This window comes from Bacillota bacterium, from assembly GCA_024653485.1.
GTDB lineage: Bacteria > Bacillota > SHA-98 > UBA4971 > UBA4971 > UBA6256.
Window position 1 is genome coordinate 48,162 of sequence record JANLFY010000002.1, and the last position, 16,999, is coordinate 65,160.

At 58.4% G+C, this 16,999-nt stretch carries 15 protein-coding genes; 13 read left to right on the forward strand and 2 right to left on the reverse strand.

Annotated elements, in window-relative coordinates:
• Positions 1 to 866 precede the first annotated feature (866 nt).
• Complete coding sequence (locus tag NUW12_01760; GenBank protein MCR4401498.1) at positions 867 to 1,115, forward strand: hypothetical protein; 249 nt, start codon at positions 867 to 869, stop codon at positions 1,113 to 1,115.
• A gap of 572 nt (positions 1,116 to 1,687) precedes the next feature.
• Complete coding sequence (locus tag NUW12_01765; GenBank protein MCR4401499.1) at positions 1,688 to 2,377, forward strand: DegT/DnrJ/EryC1/StrS family aminotransferase; 690 nt, start codon at positions 1,688 to 1,690, stop codon at positions 2,375 to 2,377.
• Between the two features lie 130 nt (positions 2,378 to 2,507).
• On the opposite strand, the gene NUW12_01770 is transcribed toward NUW12_01765, so the two are convergent.
• On the reverse strand, positions 2,508 to 3,788 hold the full coding sequence (locus tag NUW12_01770; GenBank protein MCR4401500.1) for an alkaline phosphatase family protein: 1,281 nt from the start codon (positions 3,786 to 3,788) through the stop codon (positions 2,508 to 2,510).
• Between the two features lie 402 nt (positions 3,789 to 4,190).
• Positions 4,191 to 5,204 (reverse strand): spore photoproduct lyase, encoded by a 1,014-nt coding sequence (gene splB, locus NUW12_01775; GenBank protein MCR4401501.1) that lies wholly within the window; start codon positions 5,202 to 5,204, stop codon positions 4,191 to 4,193.
• Between the two features lie 354 nt (positions 5,205 to 5,558).
• Here splB and NUW12_01780 point away from each other — a divergent pair, with 354 nt between their 5' ends.
• The 11 genes from NUW12_01780 to NUW12_01830 all read left to right on the forward strand — a co-directional run bounded on the left by NUW12_01780 (position 5,559) and on the right by NUW12_01830 (position 16,969).
• Entirely contained in the window at positions 5,559 to 6,299 is a 741-nt protein-coding gene (locus tag NUW12_01780) for a GntR family transcriptional regulator (GenBank protein MCR4401502.1), read from the forward strand.
• Between the two features lie 51 nt (positions 6,300 to 6,350).
• The gene (locus tag NUW12_01785; protein MCR4401503.1) at positions 6,351 to 8,162 is read left to right on the forward strand and encodes an aldehyde ferredoxin oxidoreductase family protein; all 1,812 of its coding nucleotides are present in this window, start codon (positions 6,351 to 6,353) and stop codon (positions 8,160 to 8,162) included.
• 26 nt (positions 8,163 to 8,188) lie between these two features.
• A complete protein-coding gene (locus NUW12_01790; protein ID MCR4401504.1) occupies positions 8,189 to 8,569 on the forward strand; it encodes a dimethylsulfonioproprionate lyase family protein in 381 nt (126 codons plus the stop codon).
• A 33-nt stretch (positions 8,570 to 8,602) separates the two neighbouring features.
• Positions 8,603 to 10,135: an FGGY family carbohydrate kinase gene (locus NUW12_01795; protein MCR4401505.1), complete on the forward strand. Its 1,533-nt coding sequence runs from the start codon at positions 8,603 to 8,605 to the stop codon at positions 10,133 to 10,135.
• Between the two features lie 180 nt (positions 10,136 to 10,315).
• Positions 10,316 to 11,044, forward strand: coding sequence for an acetoacetate decarboxylase family protein (locus tag NUW12_01800; GenBank protein ID MCR4401506.1), 729 nt, complete (start codon positions 10,316 to 10,318; stop codon positions 11,042 to 11,044).
• Positions 11,045 to 11,227: 183 nt separating this feature from the next.
• Positions 11,228 to 12,580 carry an extracellular solute-binding protein gene (locus NUW12_01805; protein MCR4401507.1) on the forward strand — a complete coding sequence of 451 codons (1,353 nt, stop codon included), beginning with the start codon at positions 11,228 to 11,230 and terminating at the stop codon, positions 12,578 to 12,580.
• Between the two features lie 72 nt (positions 12,581 to 12,652).
• Complete coding sequence (locus tag NUW12_01810) at positions 12,653 to 13,585, forward strand: sugar ABC transporter permease (protein ID MCR4401508.1); 933 nt, start codon at positions 12,653 to 12,655, stop codon at positions 13,583 to 13,585.
• A 3-nt stretch (positions 13,586 to 13,588) separates the two neighbouring features.
• On the forward strand, positions 13,589 to 14,425 hold the full coding sequence (locus NUW12_01815) for a carbohydrate ABC transporter permease (protein ID MCR4401509.1): 837 nt from the start codon (positions 13,589 to 13,591) through the stop codon (positions 14,423 to 14,425).
• A 12-nt stretch (positions 14,426 to 14,437) separates the two neighbouring features.
• The gene (locus NUW12_01820) at positions 14,438 to 14,614 is read left to right on the forward strand and encodes a hypothetical protein (protein ID MCR4401510.1); all 177 of its coding nucleotides are present in this window, start codon (positions 14,438 to 14,440) and stop codon (positions 14,612 to 14,614) included.
• 95 nt (positions 14,615 to 14,709) lie between these two features.
• Positions 14,710 to 15,801 carry an ABC transporter ATP-binding protein gene (locus tag NUW12_01825; protein ID MCR4401511.1) on the forward strand — a complete coding sequence of 364 codons (1,092 nt, stop codon included), beginning with the start codon at positions 14,710 to 14,712 and terminating at the stop codon, positions 15,799 to 15,801.
• A gap of 64 nt (positions 15,802 to 15,865) precedes the next feature.
• Positions 15,866 to 16,969, forward strand: coding sequence for an ABC transporter ATP-binding protein (locus tag NUW12_01830; GenBank protein ID MCR4401512.1), 1,104 nt, complete (start codon positions 15,866 to 15,868; stop codon positions 16,967 to 16,969).
• The last annotated feature ends 30 nt before the right edge of the window (positions 16,970 to 16,999 follow it).

Genomic DNA, 16,999 nt, shown 5'->3' on the forward strand with positions numbered 1-16,999 from the left:
AGCCTCCGGTGGAACATGGTCGTGTTGAACTTCCCATAGAATCAAAAGACATCTGGTCTGACGTCAGCCCATCTGATGTCAGCAACAAGGGAGTTCGCCGCCGAATTCGGAATTCCTTCCGTGCCCATAAGGATATGTGTAACTGTGAGGGCGCCCCACCTGGTCATTGTGGCAGTTACCACATCCTGACGCGGCCGGCAGCCGGCACGCCGTGGTGTTGTGCGCCCGGCATGGGCGCTGTCTGTGGGCCTCGCGTCCTTACCCCTCGGAAGGGGGCTTGCGACCCTCTCGCCCCGGCTGCCCTCACCCGGTTGGCAGCCATTTCCCCCAAGCTCTAGTGAGGCCCAGCCACTACGGCTAGTTACCGGCCTGCTGACATCCCCGTACGATCTGCTCCTTGAACTCCTCCGAAATCCCGGGGAGTTGTTGTTCCGGCCGCTGAGCTTCTTGCGGGACAGGCTTCGCCGGCGTCCTCGAGCGCGCGCTGGAGGAGGTGCGGTAAGCACACTCACGATCCTCGTGGTCGCGATGCCATGGAGGCGGGCGCCGAGAGGGCATGCCCGGTGCAGACAGAATCACCTGCACTCTCGTGAGTGCTGGGCTCGGCAGGAGGCAGGGCTAACGCTACTCTGCCAGGTAGGCAGCGCGTGGAAAAGTGGAAACTGTTGGGTGACACAACCGCTGCACGCGCCCACTATTGTTTCAACGCTTTGAACCGTCCCTTTCGGATAATATAATGAATTTAACGGAGCGTCTGGCGCTCCGCAGTGACTTGTCTTGGCGCGGGACCCCGGCAGACATAGGGGCAAATGGGCAAATGGCGTTGCGTCGGGCAAAGGCGCATGCCCCACAAGGAGGGGTGTCTGGTGGAGACCACCTTGACCTACTTGGAGGTCCTGTCTCGGGAGAGCAAGAAGCCCGAAGTTGAGATACTGGCAATGGCACTTCGCGCAGGCCTTCGCCAGTTGTGGCGTGAACGGACCCTCGGCCGTTATCTCCGAGGCGAGCTTAGCCGCGACGAGGCAGTCGAGCTCGTAGGGATCGACTGGGTCGAGCTGGCGGAGCGGCAGTATGATGCGGCGAAGGAGGATCTCAAATGGGGGCTGGAGCAGTAGGTCCTGTCGTGGCGGACTCCGGCCCCCTTATCCATCTGGCAGAAGTAGGCCTCCTGGGCCTTCTTCGTATGTTTGAGGCGGTTCATGGATGAGCTTCGCAAGTCGTCAGGTCCTTAGGAGCGACTGGCTCGTGCAAGCCTGCTGCGCCTCCTTGCAGCCTATGTGAGAGTGCAGAAATGATCCCGACTCCTGGGAGGAGTTGCCGGTGATTGCACGACAGGCCGCAGAATCCGGTCACTCGCCCAATGGGCGGGATTCTGCCAAGGTGCCTCGCTCGGGGCGGCGTCCCTGGAGCCGAGTACCGGTAACCCGCCAGATGTTGGCAAGTTGGCGGAATTAACGAACCTCTAGCAACCGCTAGCTGATCTATCCCGATGGAGACACCTCCCGTCTTGCCGTTCCTGTGGCATGCTGACAACAGAGGTGGTTCGTTCCTTAATACGACGGTACGAACGGAACGGAGCAGGAAGTCAGCACTGTGCGGCCGGGCGGTCCTGATCAGCATTCGCTCTCCGAATCAGTAGCATGGGACAAGACTTCCAGCTGTTGAAGCCCCCTGGCTGCAGTTGCCCGTGGACATCGAGCCCGATACGGGGGACATCCACGCAAACCTCAGCAAGGCTGCCATCACCTCCCTCCGCACGAAGGCCATCCTCCCAGTGGACGCCTTCGGCCAGCCGGCGAGGCTCGATGTTATCCGCGAGCTCGCGGACCGCCACGGACTCGTGGTTATCGAGGACCCCTGCGAGTCCCTGGGTCGAATACAAGGGCACGAAGGTCGGGCACGGCGCCTTCTCGCACGGGGCGGTGTTCGCGTTCTATCCCAACAAGCAGATCACCACGGGAGAGGGCGGGATGATCGTCACCGACGACGACGGGGTAGCCCGCCTCTGCCGGAGCATGTGCAACCAGCGATGGGGAGGGAGGCCGGGGTGTGGCTTTCTCACGAGCGGCTGGGCTACAACTACCGCATGGACGAGCTTTCGGCCGCGCTCGGGGTTGCGCCGATCTCGCGCATCGAGGAGATCATCGTCAATCGCGAGCGGGTTGCGGCGATGTACTCGGGACAGTGTTCCGCAGCGGCGAGTCCCTTGCCGGGCATGGCCGGCTCCCAGGCCTCGTCAGGGGCACGGCGGCGTGGCGACCGCAAGGCGAAGCCGGTGGTCGTGAACATCGGGCATGACACCGCGCCCATGCGCCCATCGGCTAGGCAAGTATCGGCAAGTCAAGTGCGGTATCGCAACGCGATAATGCGAGCGTAGCGTGCGCTGTCGTCTAGCAAGCATGGGTGTCGTGCGGGGTCCCCTTTCCGGGGACCCCTTCACCCTTCGAATTTGTACTGACCCATCTCCTGTTTGCTTTGGCCTAGGCCACTTGGAGGTCTTGCGCCCGCTACCAGGGCTTCTCCGGATCCGTCAGAAGCCTCCCGGGAAGCGGCGGCTCGATCTTCGAGACGTCCACTCCCATGCGGCTGAGAATGGTGGGCGCTACGTCTCTCTGATCGCCCCTCCTTTGAATCGTCTCGTCATTCGTGGCGAGGAACACGTATGGAGCCATCGAGTGAGAGGTCTTTCCTTCATCGAAACCGTGATCCGAGGTAACGTAGATCCGCGTCCTCTCGTACACTCCTAGCTGCTTGAGCTTCTCCACTATGCGGCCCAGCCACCGGTCTACTTCCACGATGGCGTTCGAGTAGTCCTGGGAGTTCTCGCCGTGCTTGTGCCCAGCCGCATCAGGGTCACCGAAGTGGAAGAACGCGAAGAACCGCTGCGTGCCATACCGATCCAAGCTGTTCAGGGCTAGCTGCCCCACTTCATCAGCAGGCCTTGGCTGGTCGCCCTGGAAGAGATCGATGTCTTGCTTGGCGTTGTAATATGGCTCACCTCGACGCAGGCGTAGCTGCACTGCCCCGCGATATCTTGCCTTGGCTCTCTCAGGGAGTCGTGGAAGCCGCGGGAGCTGCGGGATCCGTGCGGACTGCAGCCTCGGCAGAAGCTCCTTCAGAACCCTGGAGCGGAACTCAGTCATGGTGGAGACTATGGCACGCCCGACCTTATCATCCCCGAACACCTTTTCCAGCCTTTCGAGGACCTGCTCCCGAGATATGCTCTCACTTTTCAGCCGGGTCCGGTCCAGCAACCGGGTCCCGCCCGACCGGCTCCGGGCGCGCCTGGCGATTGACATGCCTGCTCGACGAGCCTCTGAAGCCGGCCCCTGGGAGCCCAGGTTTCCGCCCTTGCCGGTAACCATGATCGTTGCGATGCCGTCGTCACCGAACTCGTCTTCGAGCCGCTCGAAGATTGTGTAGCCCTTTGGAATCGGCCGGTACACGGAGTTGCTGAATACCCCCGTGACCTCCGGACCATAACCAGTGAGCATCTGCGCATGGCCGGCTTTGGTGTCCGTCTTATGAGTCACGTCTATCTCCACTATCGCGCCCTCGGCTATGAGGGCTTCGAGGTTGGGCAGTTGACCCGCGTCGAGTAGCTCACGTAGGTGCTCTCTCTGCACTCCGTCCCACGAAATGAGAATCGCGTTCTTGACTGACCCGGTGGCTTCCTCTGCAATACCGACGGAGCTTGTGGCGCTAACAACGAGCAAAGAGACTAGTACACACACCAGCGCACGCCAGGCTGCACGATACCCTCTCCTTCCGAGCCCGAACTGTCTCATGGTTAGCACCCCCCGTATGGTTTATGGTTTCGCTCTATCTATGACGGACCATCCCCTCCGGAGGTTCCCGGAATGGGGAGGGCGGAGCAATAAGCCTCGTTCCGGCGGTGTTCATAGTCCTGTTCCTGCAACGCTACCTCATCACGGGGTTGACGGCTGGCGCGGTCGGGGAGTATGTCGGGAACATCATGGTGGATGCCGTCATCCTCCGGCCTGTGCCTCACGTCTGTTCTCGCGCATGTCCGTCCTGAGCCGAGTAGACTACTCTCCTTTGGCGAGTGGCGAGGATTTCATCGGGAAGGAATGTGCTGCGGACGCTGCGAGACGGACGCCGTGGCAGGGGGCTGTGGCACCGGCGCCGCAGCAGGCGGGCTATGGCACGGGTGGGTACGCTGGACAATGCTAGACAATATAGAGAATCTCTGCGTGAGGTAGCACCGCCTCGATTTGGCTCTCGAAGAACTCTCGAATCTCGTCCATCACGTTATCCGGGTAGACATACTTGCCGTATCCGAACTGACCGTACTTGAATCTCCGCTCTTCCTCGCCGAGAGGGACCTCGGTGCCAGGATACACTTCTTTGATGATCTTCTTGGCCCTCGCCGTGAAGCGGTGTGTTATGAGCTCGAAGGTAACCTGAACGTCCTCGGGCAGGTGGTCCCTCACTGTGCGGAGGAGGTTCGCGTACTCCTCTTGCCATCCCTCGAACACAAAGATGGGTCCCACGAGAAAACCCAAGGGGTACCCGGCCTTCGCGATCTCCCGCGCTGCTTTGAGCCTGTGCTGAAGCCGCGGCGTTCCCGTCTCGAATTTCTCAAGGGCGTAGTTGCAGTTGACGCTGAACCTGACCTCGGTCTTGCCCTGGTGTGGGAGCCCGAGCAGCCCGCCGACGTCAGTGTACTTGGTCACGAACCGGAACCTGGCGTTATCCAGACCGGCAAAGAACTCTATCGCCCGCCGAAGTGAGCCCGTCCATGCTTCGACCGCGACGGGATCCGATGTGGCGGAGCCCTCGAATACAGTGGTCGCCGGGCTACGCTCGTCTACGTAGTCCCGTGCCCGATCCATGATTTCGTCGACATTCACATACACCTTGACGTAAGGGGTTCGCCCGAGATTGGTGTTCAAGTAACAATACTGGCACAATCCTGGACATCCGGATACCAGGGGCAGCTGATAGTGCGCCGATGGCCTGCAAGTCTGGAAATCCCGACCCCGCCATACCAATACCACCATCGTTCGCTTGGACAGGAAGAACCGCTCTGAGAAGTCTTGTCTCGGCAGGACCGGGATCCGTTTCTCGTAAACCGACACTTCAATGCCTTTGGCCTTTAGCCGATTCATGAGTTCGCGTCCCAACGGATACGCGAGAGCTGCTTGCTGGATAAAGGCCAGCCTGGGAATGAACGAGCCCACCCGTCTTCACCTCGTAGTCGTAGTGATCACTGTACTAATGCTGCCCCCGGTTCCCGATTGTTAACCTCTCTAGATTCCATGCCACAATGGGCTTAGGGTCGCATGACCGGTTGACGCCCTTGACGCCGTCGGCGGTCCGTGATGACGTGTCGATCCCTCCGACGAGTCTCCATTCGGGCGGACACACTCGTGATCAGAAAATCCTTACGCGATTAGAAGGAAATCTGGACTGCCTATCGAATACTCCTCATAAGGACGTTATAACGGGATGATCTATTACCGTTATAATGGCCACTGCGCGGGGGCGTCTGACGATTTCCCCTGCAAGATCTTGAGCACATGGGAGACGTTGAAATGCTGAACAGAGACAACCCTACTCCGCTGTATTACCAGCTAGCTGAGGAAATAAGGTCCAGGATTGAGTCCAATGAGTACGTCATTGGGGAGGCCATCCCGCCTGAGCCGGAACTTGAGCAGCTGTTCAGAGTGAGCCGCGTGACTGTACGGAATGCCATCGACCTTCTGGTATCCCAAGGCTTGCTTGTCAAGCGGCCGGGGAAGGGAACGTTCGTGCGCGCTGCCAAAGTCACGCAGCCCCTCAATGTCATAAGCAGCTGGACAGAGACGATGCTTGCACGCGGTGTGAAGGTCGAAACCAGGGAACTAAGAGTCGAAGAGAAACTACCGCCTGCCAGAGTGGCAGAGGTCCTGTGCCTGCAGCCCGACGAGCCGGTAGTCGAGGTATTCAGACTCCGAATGGCGAACGGCGAACCTATGACTCTGATGACGAACTACCTCGTCACATCGATCGGCAGGCCTCTAATGAAGATAGGGGTGACCGATGAATCTCTATACAGAGTCCTCGAGGAGAAGCTGGGCGTGGTCCTTGCCAGTGCTGAGGAGATAGTCCAGGCACTCGCCGCAGATGGGGAACAGGCAAAACGCCTGGGGGTGAAAAGGGGGTTTCCATTGATACAGGTGGCTCGAGTAACCTATGACTCGGAGGGCACGCCGATCGAATACGTGACAGTGGTGTCTAGGGCGGACCGATATCAATACAGCGTTCATCTCGCCGGGCGACCGAAGCGTTCTTAAGAGCACGCGGTGCGCACCGAGCACACGTTAGCAGAGAAGGAGGCGCAATGGGTGTCGATAGGAGGGTTTCACGGACGTCTACTTCTCGTTGATCTGAGTTCCCGGGAGTGGGGGACGGAGACAGTCCCGGGGGAGTACTACGAGGCGTTGCTTGGTGGACGCGGCGTGGCTGCACGCTACTACTACGACCGGACCGGGCCTTCCGTCGACCCCTTCGGAGAAGACAACGAGCTGATCTTCTTCACGGGTCCGCTGACCGGAGTGAAGATCCCCTGCGGAACAAAGCTGAGTCTGTCCACCCGCTCACCTCTCACCATGCACTATACCTGCTCGAACGCCGGCGGCGACCTCGGACCACGCCTGAAAGCGGCGGGGTACGACGGCCTCATCGTTCGCGGCAGAGCGACCTCACCAGTCTACATCAAAGTGTCGGAGCAGGGCGTAGACATCCGCGACGCTGCTGACCTTTGGGGGCTGACAGTGTCCGAAACTATGGAGAAGCTTCGCGACACGTCGGTTTCCCCTTCCGAGAGTGTCCTGACCATAGGGCCAGCTGGGGAGAGACTTGTACGCTTCGCGTCAATGATGGCCGACGACCGGGTCTTTGGCCGAGGAGGCGCCGGGGCCGTGATGGGCTCCAAGCGCCTCAAGGCTATAGTGGTGGGTGGCAGCCAGGAAGTGCCAGTTGGTGACGCCAGGGCGATCGACGCTGTTGTGCCGGAACTAGCCAGGACGATCCGTGGCGAGAAGTTGGATCTAGCGGAATTTGGCACCTCTCAGCTGACGCAGATCATGAATGACCTTGGCTGCTATCCCATCGAGAACTTCCGCACATCGTACTCGGAGAATATCGAAGCCATCAACGCAATCACCATGAAGGCTAAGTATTGGTTCAAGAATTCCTCATGCTACAGATGTCCCATCGCGTGCGGACAGGTGTGTAAGGTCAAGGAGGGGCCATTCGCGGGTTGCGCAGTGAGGCCCGAGTACGAGTCCAGCTGGGCCCTCGGCGGGCACTGTGGCGTGACCGATTATTCTGCGATTCTTGGGGCGCTTCATCTGTGCAATGAATATGGGCTAGACTCCATGACGGCCGGGTACATGGTCGGGTTTGCGATGGACCTTTTCCAGCACCGGCTAATAGATTCGAGACATCTGGCTGGTATATCTCTCGAGTTCGGCGACGGCGAAGATTTGGTGAAGATGATCGAAATGATAACTCTTCGTGAGGGACTGGGAGCCGAGCTCGCAGACGGTATTCTAGCTGTGCTCGAGCGTCACCCCGACTGGGCTGAGTACGCAGTGCACGTCAAGGGTATGCCGTTCGCCGGCTACGATCCCCGGGCGTTCCACGGGATAGGACTGACGTACGGAACCTCGAGCCGAGGTGCATGCCACAACGTCGGCGGCTGGACCATTTCTGATGAACTCTTGTCCGGCCGGTATGACCGATACGCGTTGGTAGGCAAAGGTGAGCTAGTCAAACGGCTTCAGGATGTGCGCGCGTTCGTGGACTCGTCGGGCATCTGCACCAACGCTCGAAGACCATTGGGTCTCACCGACAAACCGAAGGATGTCGTTCTGAAAGCCGTCACGGGACTGGACATGACACCAAGACTCATTGAAATTGGAGAACGCATATATAACCTCGAGCGGCTGTGCCTCAACCGGGAAGGCGTGGGTCGCCGCGACGACCTGCTCCCGGCGCGGATGAGCGTTCCGATACCGACCGGACCGGCCGCCGGCCATAGTCTTGGCTCGGCTGAGTATGACGTGATGCTGGATGAATACTACCGCACGCGGTGCTGGAGCGTGGATGGGCGGCCGAGTGAGGAGAAGCTGAAAGAACTCGGTCTATCTTGATCTGATTCGGAAGGAGGCATGGGCTGTTGTCTCCCAAAGTCGTTGATCTTCACGTTGAGGCCGTGGATTCGGATGTGTGCTCGTTCCCGACTCTGCTCAACGCTAAACCTGATGCAATAGTGAGAGACTCGTTCGTCCTCTTGTCGCCGGAGAAAGGGGGCTCTGAGAGCATCACCATGGGCTATACGGTGGTGTACCCGGGGTGTCGAACGCGCGGTCATCAACATGCTGACCTGGAGGAGGCGTACTTCGTTGTGAAAGGCCGTGGCACGGCCGTTGTCGGGGAAGAGGAGTTTGAGATAAGCCAAGGCAGCGCGTTCTACGTGCCGTTTGGAAAGTTTCACGCGGTGAAGAATCCCTACAAGACATGCCTGGAGTATGTGTGGGCCATTGCGCCCAAGCGCTGATGGACTTCGGTTCTCCGGTCGAGGTGAAGCCGAATGGGTTCAAAGGACTACGTATTGACAATCGACATAGGAACCGAGACAGGACGCGCGGCTTTGGTCGACCCGAGCGGATCGTGTGTGAGGATTGTCTCAGTCCCTTATGAGGTTGACTGCCCAAAGCCCAATTGGGTCCAACAGGATCCGGAGATGTGGTGGACATCGACATGTCACAACATTCAGCAGCTGCTGAAGGAGTGCGAAGTCGATCCAGCCTCGATAGCATGTGTTGCCGCGTGTGGACAGATGCACGCGCCTGTCTCCCTGGCGAAGGATGGATCGCTGGTTCCCGGACCGGTTCCCCTCTGGTGTGACAAGAGAACGGCCGACTTGTGCAAACAAATCCGGGCGTCCAATGACGAGGTGGCATTGGCGCGACTAGCTGGCAATCCGGTATGTCCGTCTTGGACCGGACTGAAGATGGCTTGGCTGCGTGAGAACAGCCCGGCGGTTTACGAACGCACATGGAAGTTCCTTACCTGTAAGGATTTCATCAACTACAAGTTGACGGGGGAGGTCGCAACGGACTACTCCGAGGCTTCCGGAACGTTCTTGATGGATGCTGAGAGAAAGGCCTGGTCGGTTGAGCTTTGCGACGTCTTGGACGTTGACATCGGTAAGCTCCCACCCATTCTGCCGGCGGACCACGTAGTCGGCACGGTAACGAGAGAAGCCGGAAGGCAGACGGGTCTTGCCGAGGGTACGCCGGTCGTAACGTGCGGCGGCGACATGATGTGTATCCTTCTGGGAGCGGGAGTGGCAGTCCACGGAGTAGCGTGCGACGTCACGGGCACTGCTGCGGACATATCGGTCTTCTGCCCGTCTCCCGTCACCGACATCCGTCTCATGAACCTGCATCACGTTGCGCCTGGCTGGATCGCTTTCGGTATCCTCGACGCCGGCGGCGGCAGCCTGAAATGGTTCAAGGACGAGTTCTGTCAAGAGGAGCGGCGTGAAGCCCAGGAGTGCGGCGTCTCGGTATATGAGGTCATGAGCAAGAAGGCATCGGCCGTGGGGCCTTGTTCTGAGGGAGTGGTCTTCCTTCCCTACCTGTTGGGCGAGCGAACCCTGGGGACTCCCAATGCGCGCGGAGTCATTTTCGGCCTTACGACTCGACACACGAAAGCCCATGTCATCAGAGCAATCATGGAGGGAGTCAACTTCGACTTGAGGCAGAGTCTAGAGATCATAGAAGAAAGCGGGGTGAGTGTTAGGGAGATCAGGGCTACCGCAGGAGGCGCTAGGAGCTCCGTGTGGTGCCAGATCAAAGCCGACATCTACAAGAAACCCATAGTCGCGCTCGAGGAAACTGAAGGAGGGATCATGGGCGGCGCAATTCTGGCATCGACGGGCGCGGGATTGTACGAGTCTGTCGAGGAAGCTGCGTCCGCAATGGTGAAACGCGGACAGACCTATTTGCCGTCGCCTTCTTCGGTGGTCCGCTATGACGAAGGCTATCGCGTATTCAAGTCGCTTCATGACGCTCTCCAAGACAAGTTCGACGCGGCGGCTAGGGTCTTCGCGGGCTGATAGTCGGGACGGCTTCGTACATCGCGTGGCATCGAGCCATAGTCAACGTTGGCCCGAAGGCGGCGGCCCAAGGGCATCGCCTAGGCTGGGCTGAAGACACCACCGGAGACGCCCGTGGGTTGTCTTCCGGAGCCGACTCTGAGTAGCTCAACACATAGCGTTGACAGGAGGTCATCTGCCATGACAATTAAGACACGCGAGTGGGGTTACACGAATCCGATAATCGCTCCGCTCTATCCGAGACCACCGATTTACTGGGTCGGTGCCAAGGTACAACTCGTGCTCTATGAGGCAGACATTGACGCCATAAGGAGCGTTGTTCCTGAGCCCTTGGAGGTTACGTCGAACAAAGTCATCGCCTGGATTTCCGACCTTCCCATGGGCACTCAAGGCCCCGGCCAGGAGGCTTGCATCTACGTGACGGTTCGCTACGGCGATTACGTGGGTACCTATGAGCCTTTCTTGTACGTTGGTCACGAGATACCGCTGGCAGGCGGCAGGGAAATCTGGGGGTTCTGCAAGAAGCTCGCCAATATATCGCTCACCTTCGACAAGGAGGTCGTCCTGGGCGAAGTCGAGCGTCGAGGCACGAAGATCATGAAGCTCCAGAACACCATCGACGAACCAGCGTCGCTCTCCGAGCTTCCTCTGGGACCCGTGTTCTCGCTCAAGTACATACCAGGAGCTGCCGAAGGAGAACCGTCGCTCAGACAACTAGTGTTCACGCGCGCCGATCTCAAGGCTCGACCCGGTGAGTTCTTCAGGGGGCGCGGGTCTGTCAACTATGAGAGGTCGGACATAGATCCTACCTACTTGCTTTCTCCCACGAAAGTGATCGCGGGTTACTATGGCATCTGTGACATGGTGCTTCCCCTCGGAGAGATCGTACATCGGTACCCTGAAGGTTGATACCGGGCGGACACCATGTCAGGGCGACGCACGCTTCAGGACAATACCCACTAAACGAGGGGGGTGGTCTTCGGGAAACAGGCCGCGAGCGATCACCACTGTGCGTGCAGCAAGCCGGGGACTATGGAGACGGACCTGACCGTTTGAGCATTCGATTCTACGAAAGAAAGAGGGGACGCAGAAGTGTCCAAGAGAGCCTTGAAACGCGTGGTGTTGCTGGTCACCATGCTGACAGTGTTCGGAATGTTGACGGTTGGGGCACAGGCACGCGTGACGCTGAAGTGGGCGACGATAGCAGGCTTTTACACTGACTGGGCCAGCGAGCTCGTGAAAGAATTCGAGGCGAAGACGGGCGTAGACGTCCAGGTTGTTCAGATAGACCTCGCGACGATGTACGAGAAGGAAGCCATCGAGATGGCAGGCCGCACAGGTGCATACGACCTCGTGACAGTTGAGAGCACGTGGCTTGCCGAATGGGCCAACGCAGGGTGGCTCGAGCCTCTTGACGGCTTCATTTCGCAGACGCCTAAGTCGGAGTTCGACATCAACGACGTGAGCCCAGCTTTGGTGAGGATCTCGTGCTCATACAAGGACAGGGTATACGCTTTGCCATACTACACGTTTACCGCTGGAATGTTCTACCGCAAGGATCTCTTTGACGATCCAGGAGAGCGGGAAGCCTTCAAGAAGAAGTACGGATACGACCTGGCGGTTCCGAAGACGTGGGAGCAACACAAGAACATCGCGGAGTTCTTCACGCGCAAAGCGGGACAGACACTCAAAGGTCAAGTGCTGAAAAGCGACTTCTACGGTGTCGGCATGATGGCAGGTCGATTCGACGAGATTCAGGACGAATGGCAGGCCATTCTCTGGGCCATGGGCGGGGAAGTCATGGACAAGAACATGAATCCCGTTGTCAACAGCCCTATCGGCGTTAAGGCTACTCAGCACTATCTCGACACCCTCAAGTTTGCACCTCCAGGAGCGTTGACGTCATCCTATGATGAAGTAATTGCGCAGCTGCAGCAGGGTATGATCGCCATGACCATGGGCATGTTCCTAGACCAGTGGGCCAACGCGGTCAAGACAGAGAAGAACGTTCCTGGAGCTGTGATAGCCTGCGCGCCTGCACCTGGCTACACGGCATTCATCGGATCCTTCTCGGTGTCGATTCCGCGCGACTCTAGGCAGAAGAAGGAAGCCTGGGAGTTCCTCAAGTTCCTGTCCGGACCGGCGACTCAGAGGAAGTTCGCCCTCGGCGGAGGCACGACCTGCCTAATGAGTGTATTGCTCGACCCTGAAGTCCAGAAACATCGTGACGTCGCTGGGCACTACCCCGTCCTGGCCGACATTCTGAAGTACCACGCCGACAACCATGTGGAGCATCCCTGGTTGAATTCGCCCGCTGCAGGCAAGATATATCGGGAAATGTCCGTGTGCCTCTGCGCGGCGGTGGCAGGCGAGATGACAGCGAAGCAGTCAATGGACACGCTGGCTGAGAGAATAAGACTCTACCACTCACAGGCGACAAAGTGACCGGGCGGTTCCGGTGGTGGGCGGGCTTGGCTAGCCGCCCACCACCGGGGTCCAGGAGGGGGGACGCTTGTCGTGGCCGTCGAAGAGCTAGTGCGCCCACACGGTGCCAGACGTTCTCTGATGTTCGAGTTGACTCGTGGCAAGTACTTTCGTTACGTCATACTTGCTCCGGCGATGGTGATCATATTCTTCTTTGCACTCTTCCCTCTCCTTTATACCCTGCGGCTCAGTTTCATGAATCAGGTGCTGACAAACCCGGGCGCGCCTTCGTTTGTCGGTCTCGCAAACTACCGCAGGGCGTTGAACGATCCCATGTTCTGGTCGTCGCTGGGGCGAACCATGTCCTTTACCCTTATCGCGGTCTTCTTGGAGATGCTTCTGGGAACCCTCATTGCGTTCTTGCTTGCTCAGCCTGTCGGAGGACGGGGGTTGGTGAGAACGCTGATGCTCTTGCCTGTCACCGCCGCTCCTGTCGCAATGGGCCTAGTGTGGAGATACATGTACCATGCCGACTTCGGGATCATCAACTTCCTTGTGCAGAAGGTCGGGCTCGCCAGGAGGAACTGGCTTGGCGAACCATCCATTGCGATGTACGGGATCATATTGTTTGACGTCTGGCAATGGACGCCCTTCGTGGCCTTCGTAGTATCTGCCGGCCTTCACGCCCTCTCCAAGGAACCATTTGAAGCCGCCCAAGTAGACGGGGCTCCCAAGTGGCTCGTTTTCAAGTCATTAATCGCACCGATGATGGCTCCTCTGTGGGTCTTCGTGTTCCTCTTGAGAGTCATAGATGCCGTTCGCCTTTACGACCCGATTTACGCCCTGACGCGCGGCGGCCCCGGCACTGCCACGGAAACCCTCAGTTGGTACCTCTACCGAAACGCGTTCGCCTACTGGGACACCAGTTATTCTGCGGTCATTGCACTCCTCTTTCTGTATGGAATGATGATCATCAGCTCTCTCACGATACGAGCTATGGAGAAAGCGGTCGGGAAGGAGCGGTGACCCATGCCTCCGAGCCTGCTTGCGAGCAGACCAAGGATCAATGTCATTGCCACGGTTGCTATCTTTGCCGTTTCTCTAATGTTTGTGTTCCCCGTGTACTGGATGGTTGCTACTTCATTCAAGCAGCCGCTGGACATCCTCACGCCGCGGCCGAAGATCCTATTCTCGCCAACATTCGAGAACTACGCGTACTTGATTGAGAACAGCGAGTTTGGGCGATACCTCATAAACAGCCTGATCGTCTCGGTCTGTTCCACGGCGGCTGTATGCGTCCTCGGTTTTCTGGCTGCGTACTCGTTCGCCAGGTACGACGTCGGGCGCGGCCAGCTGACGTTCTTCATCCTTTCAACGAGAATGTTCCCGCCTATCGCGGTGGTGATACCGTACTTCCTCATTTTCCGGTCACTGCACCTCATCGATACGAGACTCGGTCTCATCCTCTGTTACACGATGTTCAATTTGCCGTTCGCCATCTGGCTCCTCATGGGATTCATAAGTGACGTTCCGGTCGGCCTTGAGGATTCGGCCCGGATCGACGGCCATACTCCTCTCCAGGCGCTCTGGAAAGTGGTCGTACCTCTGGTGGCGCCTGGTCTCGCAGTGACCGCCATTTTCTGTCTTCTGTTCAGCTGGAACGAGTTTCTGTTCGCGTTCTTGCTCACGCGATCTGTGGCGACCACGGCGACCGTTGGTGTTTCGGGGTTCTGGACTCAACGCGGAATACTCTGGGGCCCGATGTGCGCCGCTGCGACCACGGCCGTGGCTCCCATGTTCATATTCACTCTATTCCTCCAGAAGTACATAGTGAGAGGGCTTACGTTTGGCGCTGTGAAGGGCTGAGGAGGGACTCGCATGAGCACAAGTGATCGGATATTCTGGGGGGTCGTGACGTTCGTTTTCGTGTGCCTGTTTTGGCTGAAGTTCGTGGAAAGGTTTCTTCCCATGTGGTTCGGAACGATCGTTGCTATAGGCGCCTTCCTGGGGGTACTGGCTTTCGGTCGTCCGAAGGCGGGGGCGTCGCGGAAGTGATCGAGCTGATGAGTTCCATCGTAGGGGAGTGCTGATTGGGTCGATTGCCGGCGCATCGGGCGACCTTGAAGTTAGGTCCATGGGGGTACATAGCGGTGGCCAAGATAGAAATAAGAAATCTCACCAAGCGGTTCAGGCACGTCGTTGCCCTACAGGATGTCTCATTCACTGTGAATGACCAGGAGCTGTTCGCAGTGCTGGGTCCATCGGGTGCGGGGAAGACGACGCTCTTACGGATAATAGCTGGAGTGGAAACCCCTACCGCCGGGGACGTGTATCTCGACGACGTTTGCGCGACGCGGTGGGCTCCCGAGGAGCGTCAGGTTGCGATGGTTTTCGAGGACTACCTCCTCTATCCCCACCTGACGGTCCGTGAGAACCTGGGGAGTTCCTTGCGTGTGCTCAAATGGTCGCAGGATGACCGTAACGCGAGAATCAGCGAGATAGCGGATGCGCTTCAGATAGGGCACCTGTTGGATAGATATCCCGGTCAACTGAGCGGCGGACAGAAGCAAAGGGTCGCACTCGGGCGCGCACTCGTGAAACCGGCACGGGTATACCTTCTCGACGAACCGATAGCGCACCTCGATGCCAAGCTGAGGCACAGGATGCGGGGAGAGCTCACCCAGATGTGCCGTCAGCTCAGGTCGACGATAATCTATGTTACGCACGATTACAGGGAAGCTCTAGCCATGGCTGATCGGGTGCTTGTCCTGAACTCCGGTCAAGTGGTGCAGATCGGCTTTCCAAAGGAGATATACGCAAGGCCTGCCACGCGGTTCGTGGCCGATTTCGTAGGAGACCCTCCGATGAACCTGATCGACGGTGTTCTGGCCGTCCAGGACGGGAGAACGACCTTGAGAGTGGGCGAACAGGAGCTGGCTCTGCCTGAGTCGGTCTGGTCTAGGTGCCGTGACGGCGACCGGCAGGTGCCGCGGGGTGTGACGTTGGGGATAAGAGCCCAACACCTGGAAGTTCGCGACGCCTTCCCCGGAGGACCTTGCCTTAGAGGCAAGGTGTACGTTACAGAGGTGATTGGCCGAAGGGTCATCCTGACATGTTCCGTAAACGGCATGCTCGTTCAAGCCATAGTGGGCAGAGAGAGCCGCTTCGATATGGACCAGACCGTTTGGCTGGTGCCTGACATGGACCGTGCCGTGTTGTTTGACCTCGATTCTGCGAGCTAGGCCGCGGTTATGTCTGGACGCGACCTGACACAACGAACTTCTCTTCGCAAAGCGGGTGACCGAGATGGCGCAAGTCAGATTTGAGGGCGTTTGGAAAACGTATGGCAAGACGCAGGCTGTCAAAGGCCTCTCCCTAGAGATCCAGGACGGAGAGTTCATGGCTCTCTTGGGCCCATCCGGCTGCGGAAAGACTTCCACTCTGAGGATGGTCGCGGGACTCGAGGAGGTGTCTGCAGGTGACATCTACTTCAACGATAGGCAAGTGACAAGAATGCGGCCAGCTGAACGAAACGTGGCAATGGCGTTTGAGCACTACGCCTTGTACCCGTCGCTCACCGTTCGAGACAACATCGCGTTTCCTCTCGTAGCCCGCGGGTACAGCAAGTCCGAGATCAAGAGACGTGTCCAGACGCTTCTCGAGGCTCTCGAGATCGAGCACATCGCTGACATGAAGCCCTCCAAGCTGTCTGATGGCCAGAAGCAGAGGGTCGGGCTCGCTCGCGCCCTCGTCAGAGAGCCGGTAGTGTTTCTCCTTGATGAGCCCCTCTCTCATTTGGACGCCAGACAACGGGCAAGGATGAGGACGTTTCTCAAAAGGCTTCACCAGGAGATTAAGACCACGATGATAATGGTCACACACGACCAAGTAGAGGCGCTCGCCATGGCAGATAGGGTGGCCGTCATGAACGAGGGCAAGCTGGAACAAGTGAGCGACCCTGTCGAGCTGTACGAAGCGCCCAAGACACAGTTCGTAGCGGGTTTCATCGGTGAGCCGCCGATGAATCTCTTGCCGTGTGAGCTGTATGTCGATGGTGGGCGTATTCTCCTGAGAGGGGAGGGCTTCTCGGTTACGTTTCCGGAGAGCGCTCGCTTGGCGGACGGCACACGAAACGGTGATGCAGTCGTGTTGGGAGTCCGACCGGAGGACCTCGAGATCTGCGACTCTGACGGCGGCGAGTCCAACGGTGTGTTCTTCGGAACGACGCAACTGGTAGAAGACTTGGGGGATGAGGTTGTCGTTACGATCGGACTGGATGGAGAGAAGATTCACATGGTTCTCGAACCCGGAGCCATGAGGCCTGATGAGGGAAGTCCCGTGGCCATCAGGCCGAAAACTGAGCGCATACGAGTGTTCTCCGTGGAAACCGGCCTCAGCCTCATGGCTTGAGACGATCTGGCAGCAAGAAGGTGCTCATTG

Bases quoted from the DNA above. Each gene is read 5' to 3' on its own strand.
- NUW12_01770 (MCR4401500.1), bottom strand. From the start codon at position 3,788: ATGAGACAGTTCGGGCTCGGAAGGAGAGGGTATCGTGCAGCCTGGCGT.
- NUW12_01780 (MCR4401502.1), top strand. From the start codon at position 5,559: ATGCTGAACAGAGACAACCCTACTCCGCTGTATTACCAGCTAGCTGAG.
- NUW12_01795 (MCR4401505.1), top strand. From the start codon at position 8,603: ATGGGTTCAAAGGACTACGTATTGACAATCGACATAGGAACCGAGACA.
- NUW12_01800 (MCR4401506.1), top strand. From the start codon at position 10,316: ATGACAATTAAGACACGCGAGTGGGGTTACACGAATCCGATAATCGCT.
- NUW12_01815 (MCR4401509.1), top strand. From the start codon at position 13,589: ATGCCTCCGAGCCTGCTTGCGAGCAGACCAAGGATCAATGTCATTGCC.
- NUW12_01820 (MCR4401510.1), top strand. From the start codon at position 14,438: ATGAGCACAAGTGATCGGATATTCTGGGGGGTCGTGACGTTCGTTTTC.
- NUW12_01830 (MCR4401512.1), top strand. From the start codon at position 15,866: ATGGCGCAAGTCAGATTTGAGGGCGTTTGGAAAACGTATGGCAAGACG.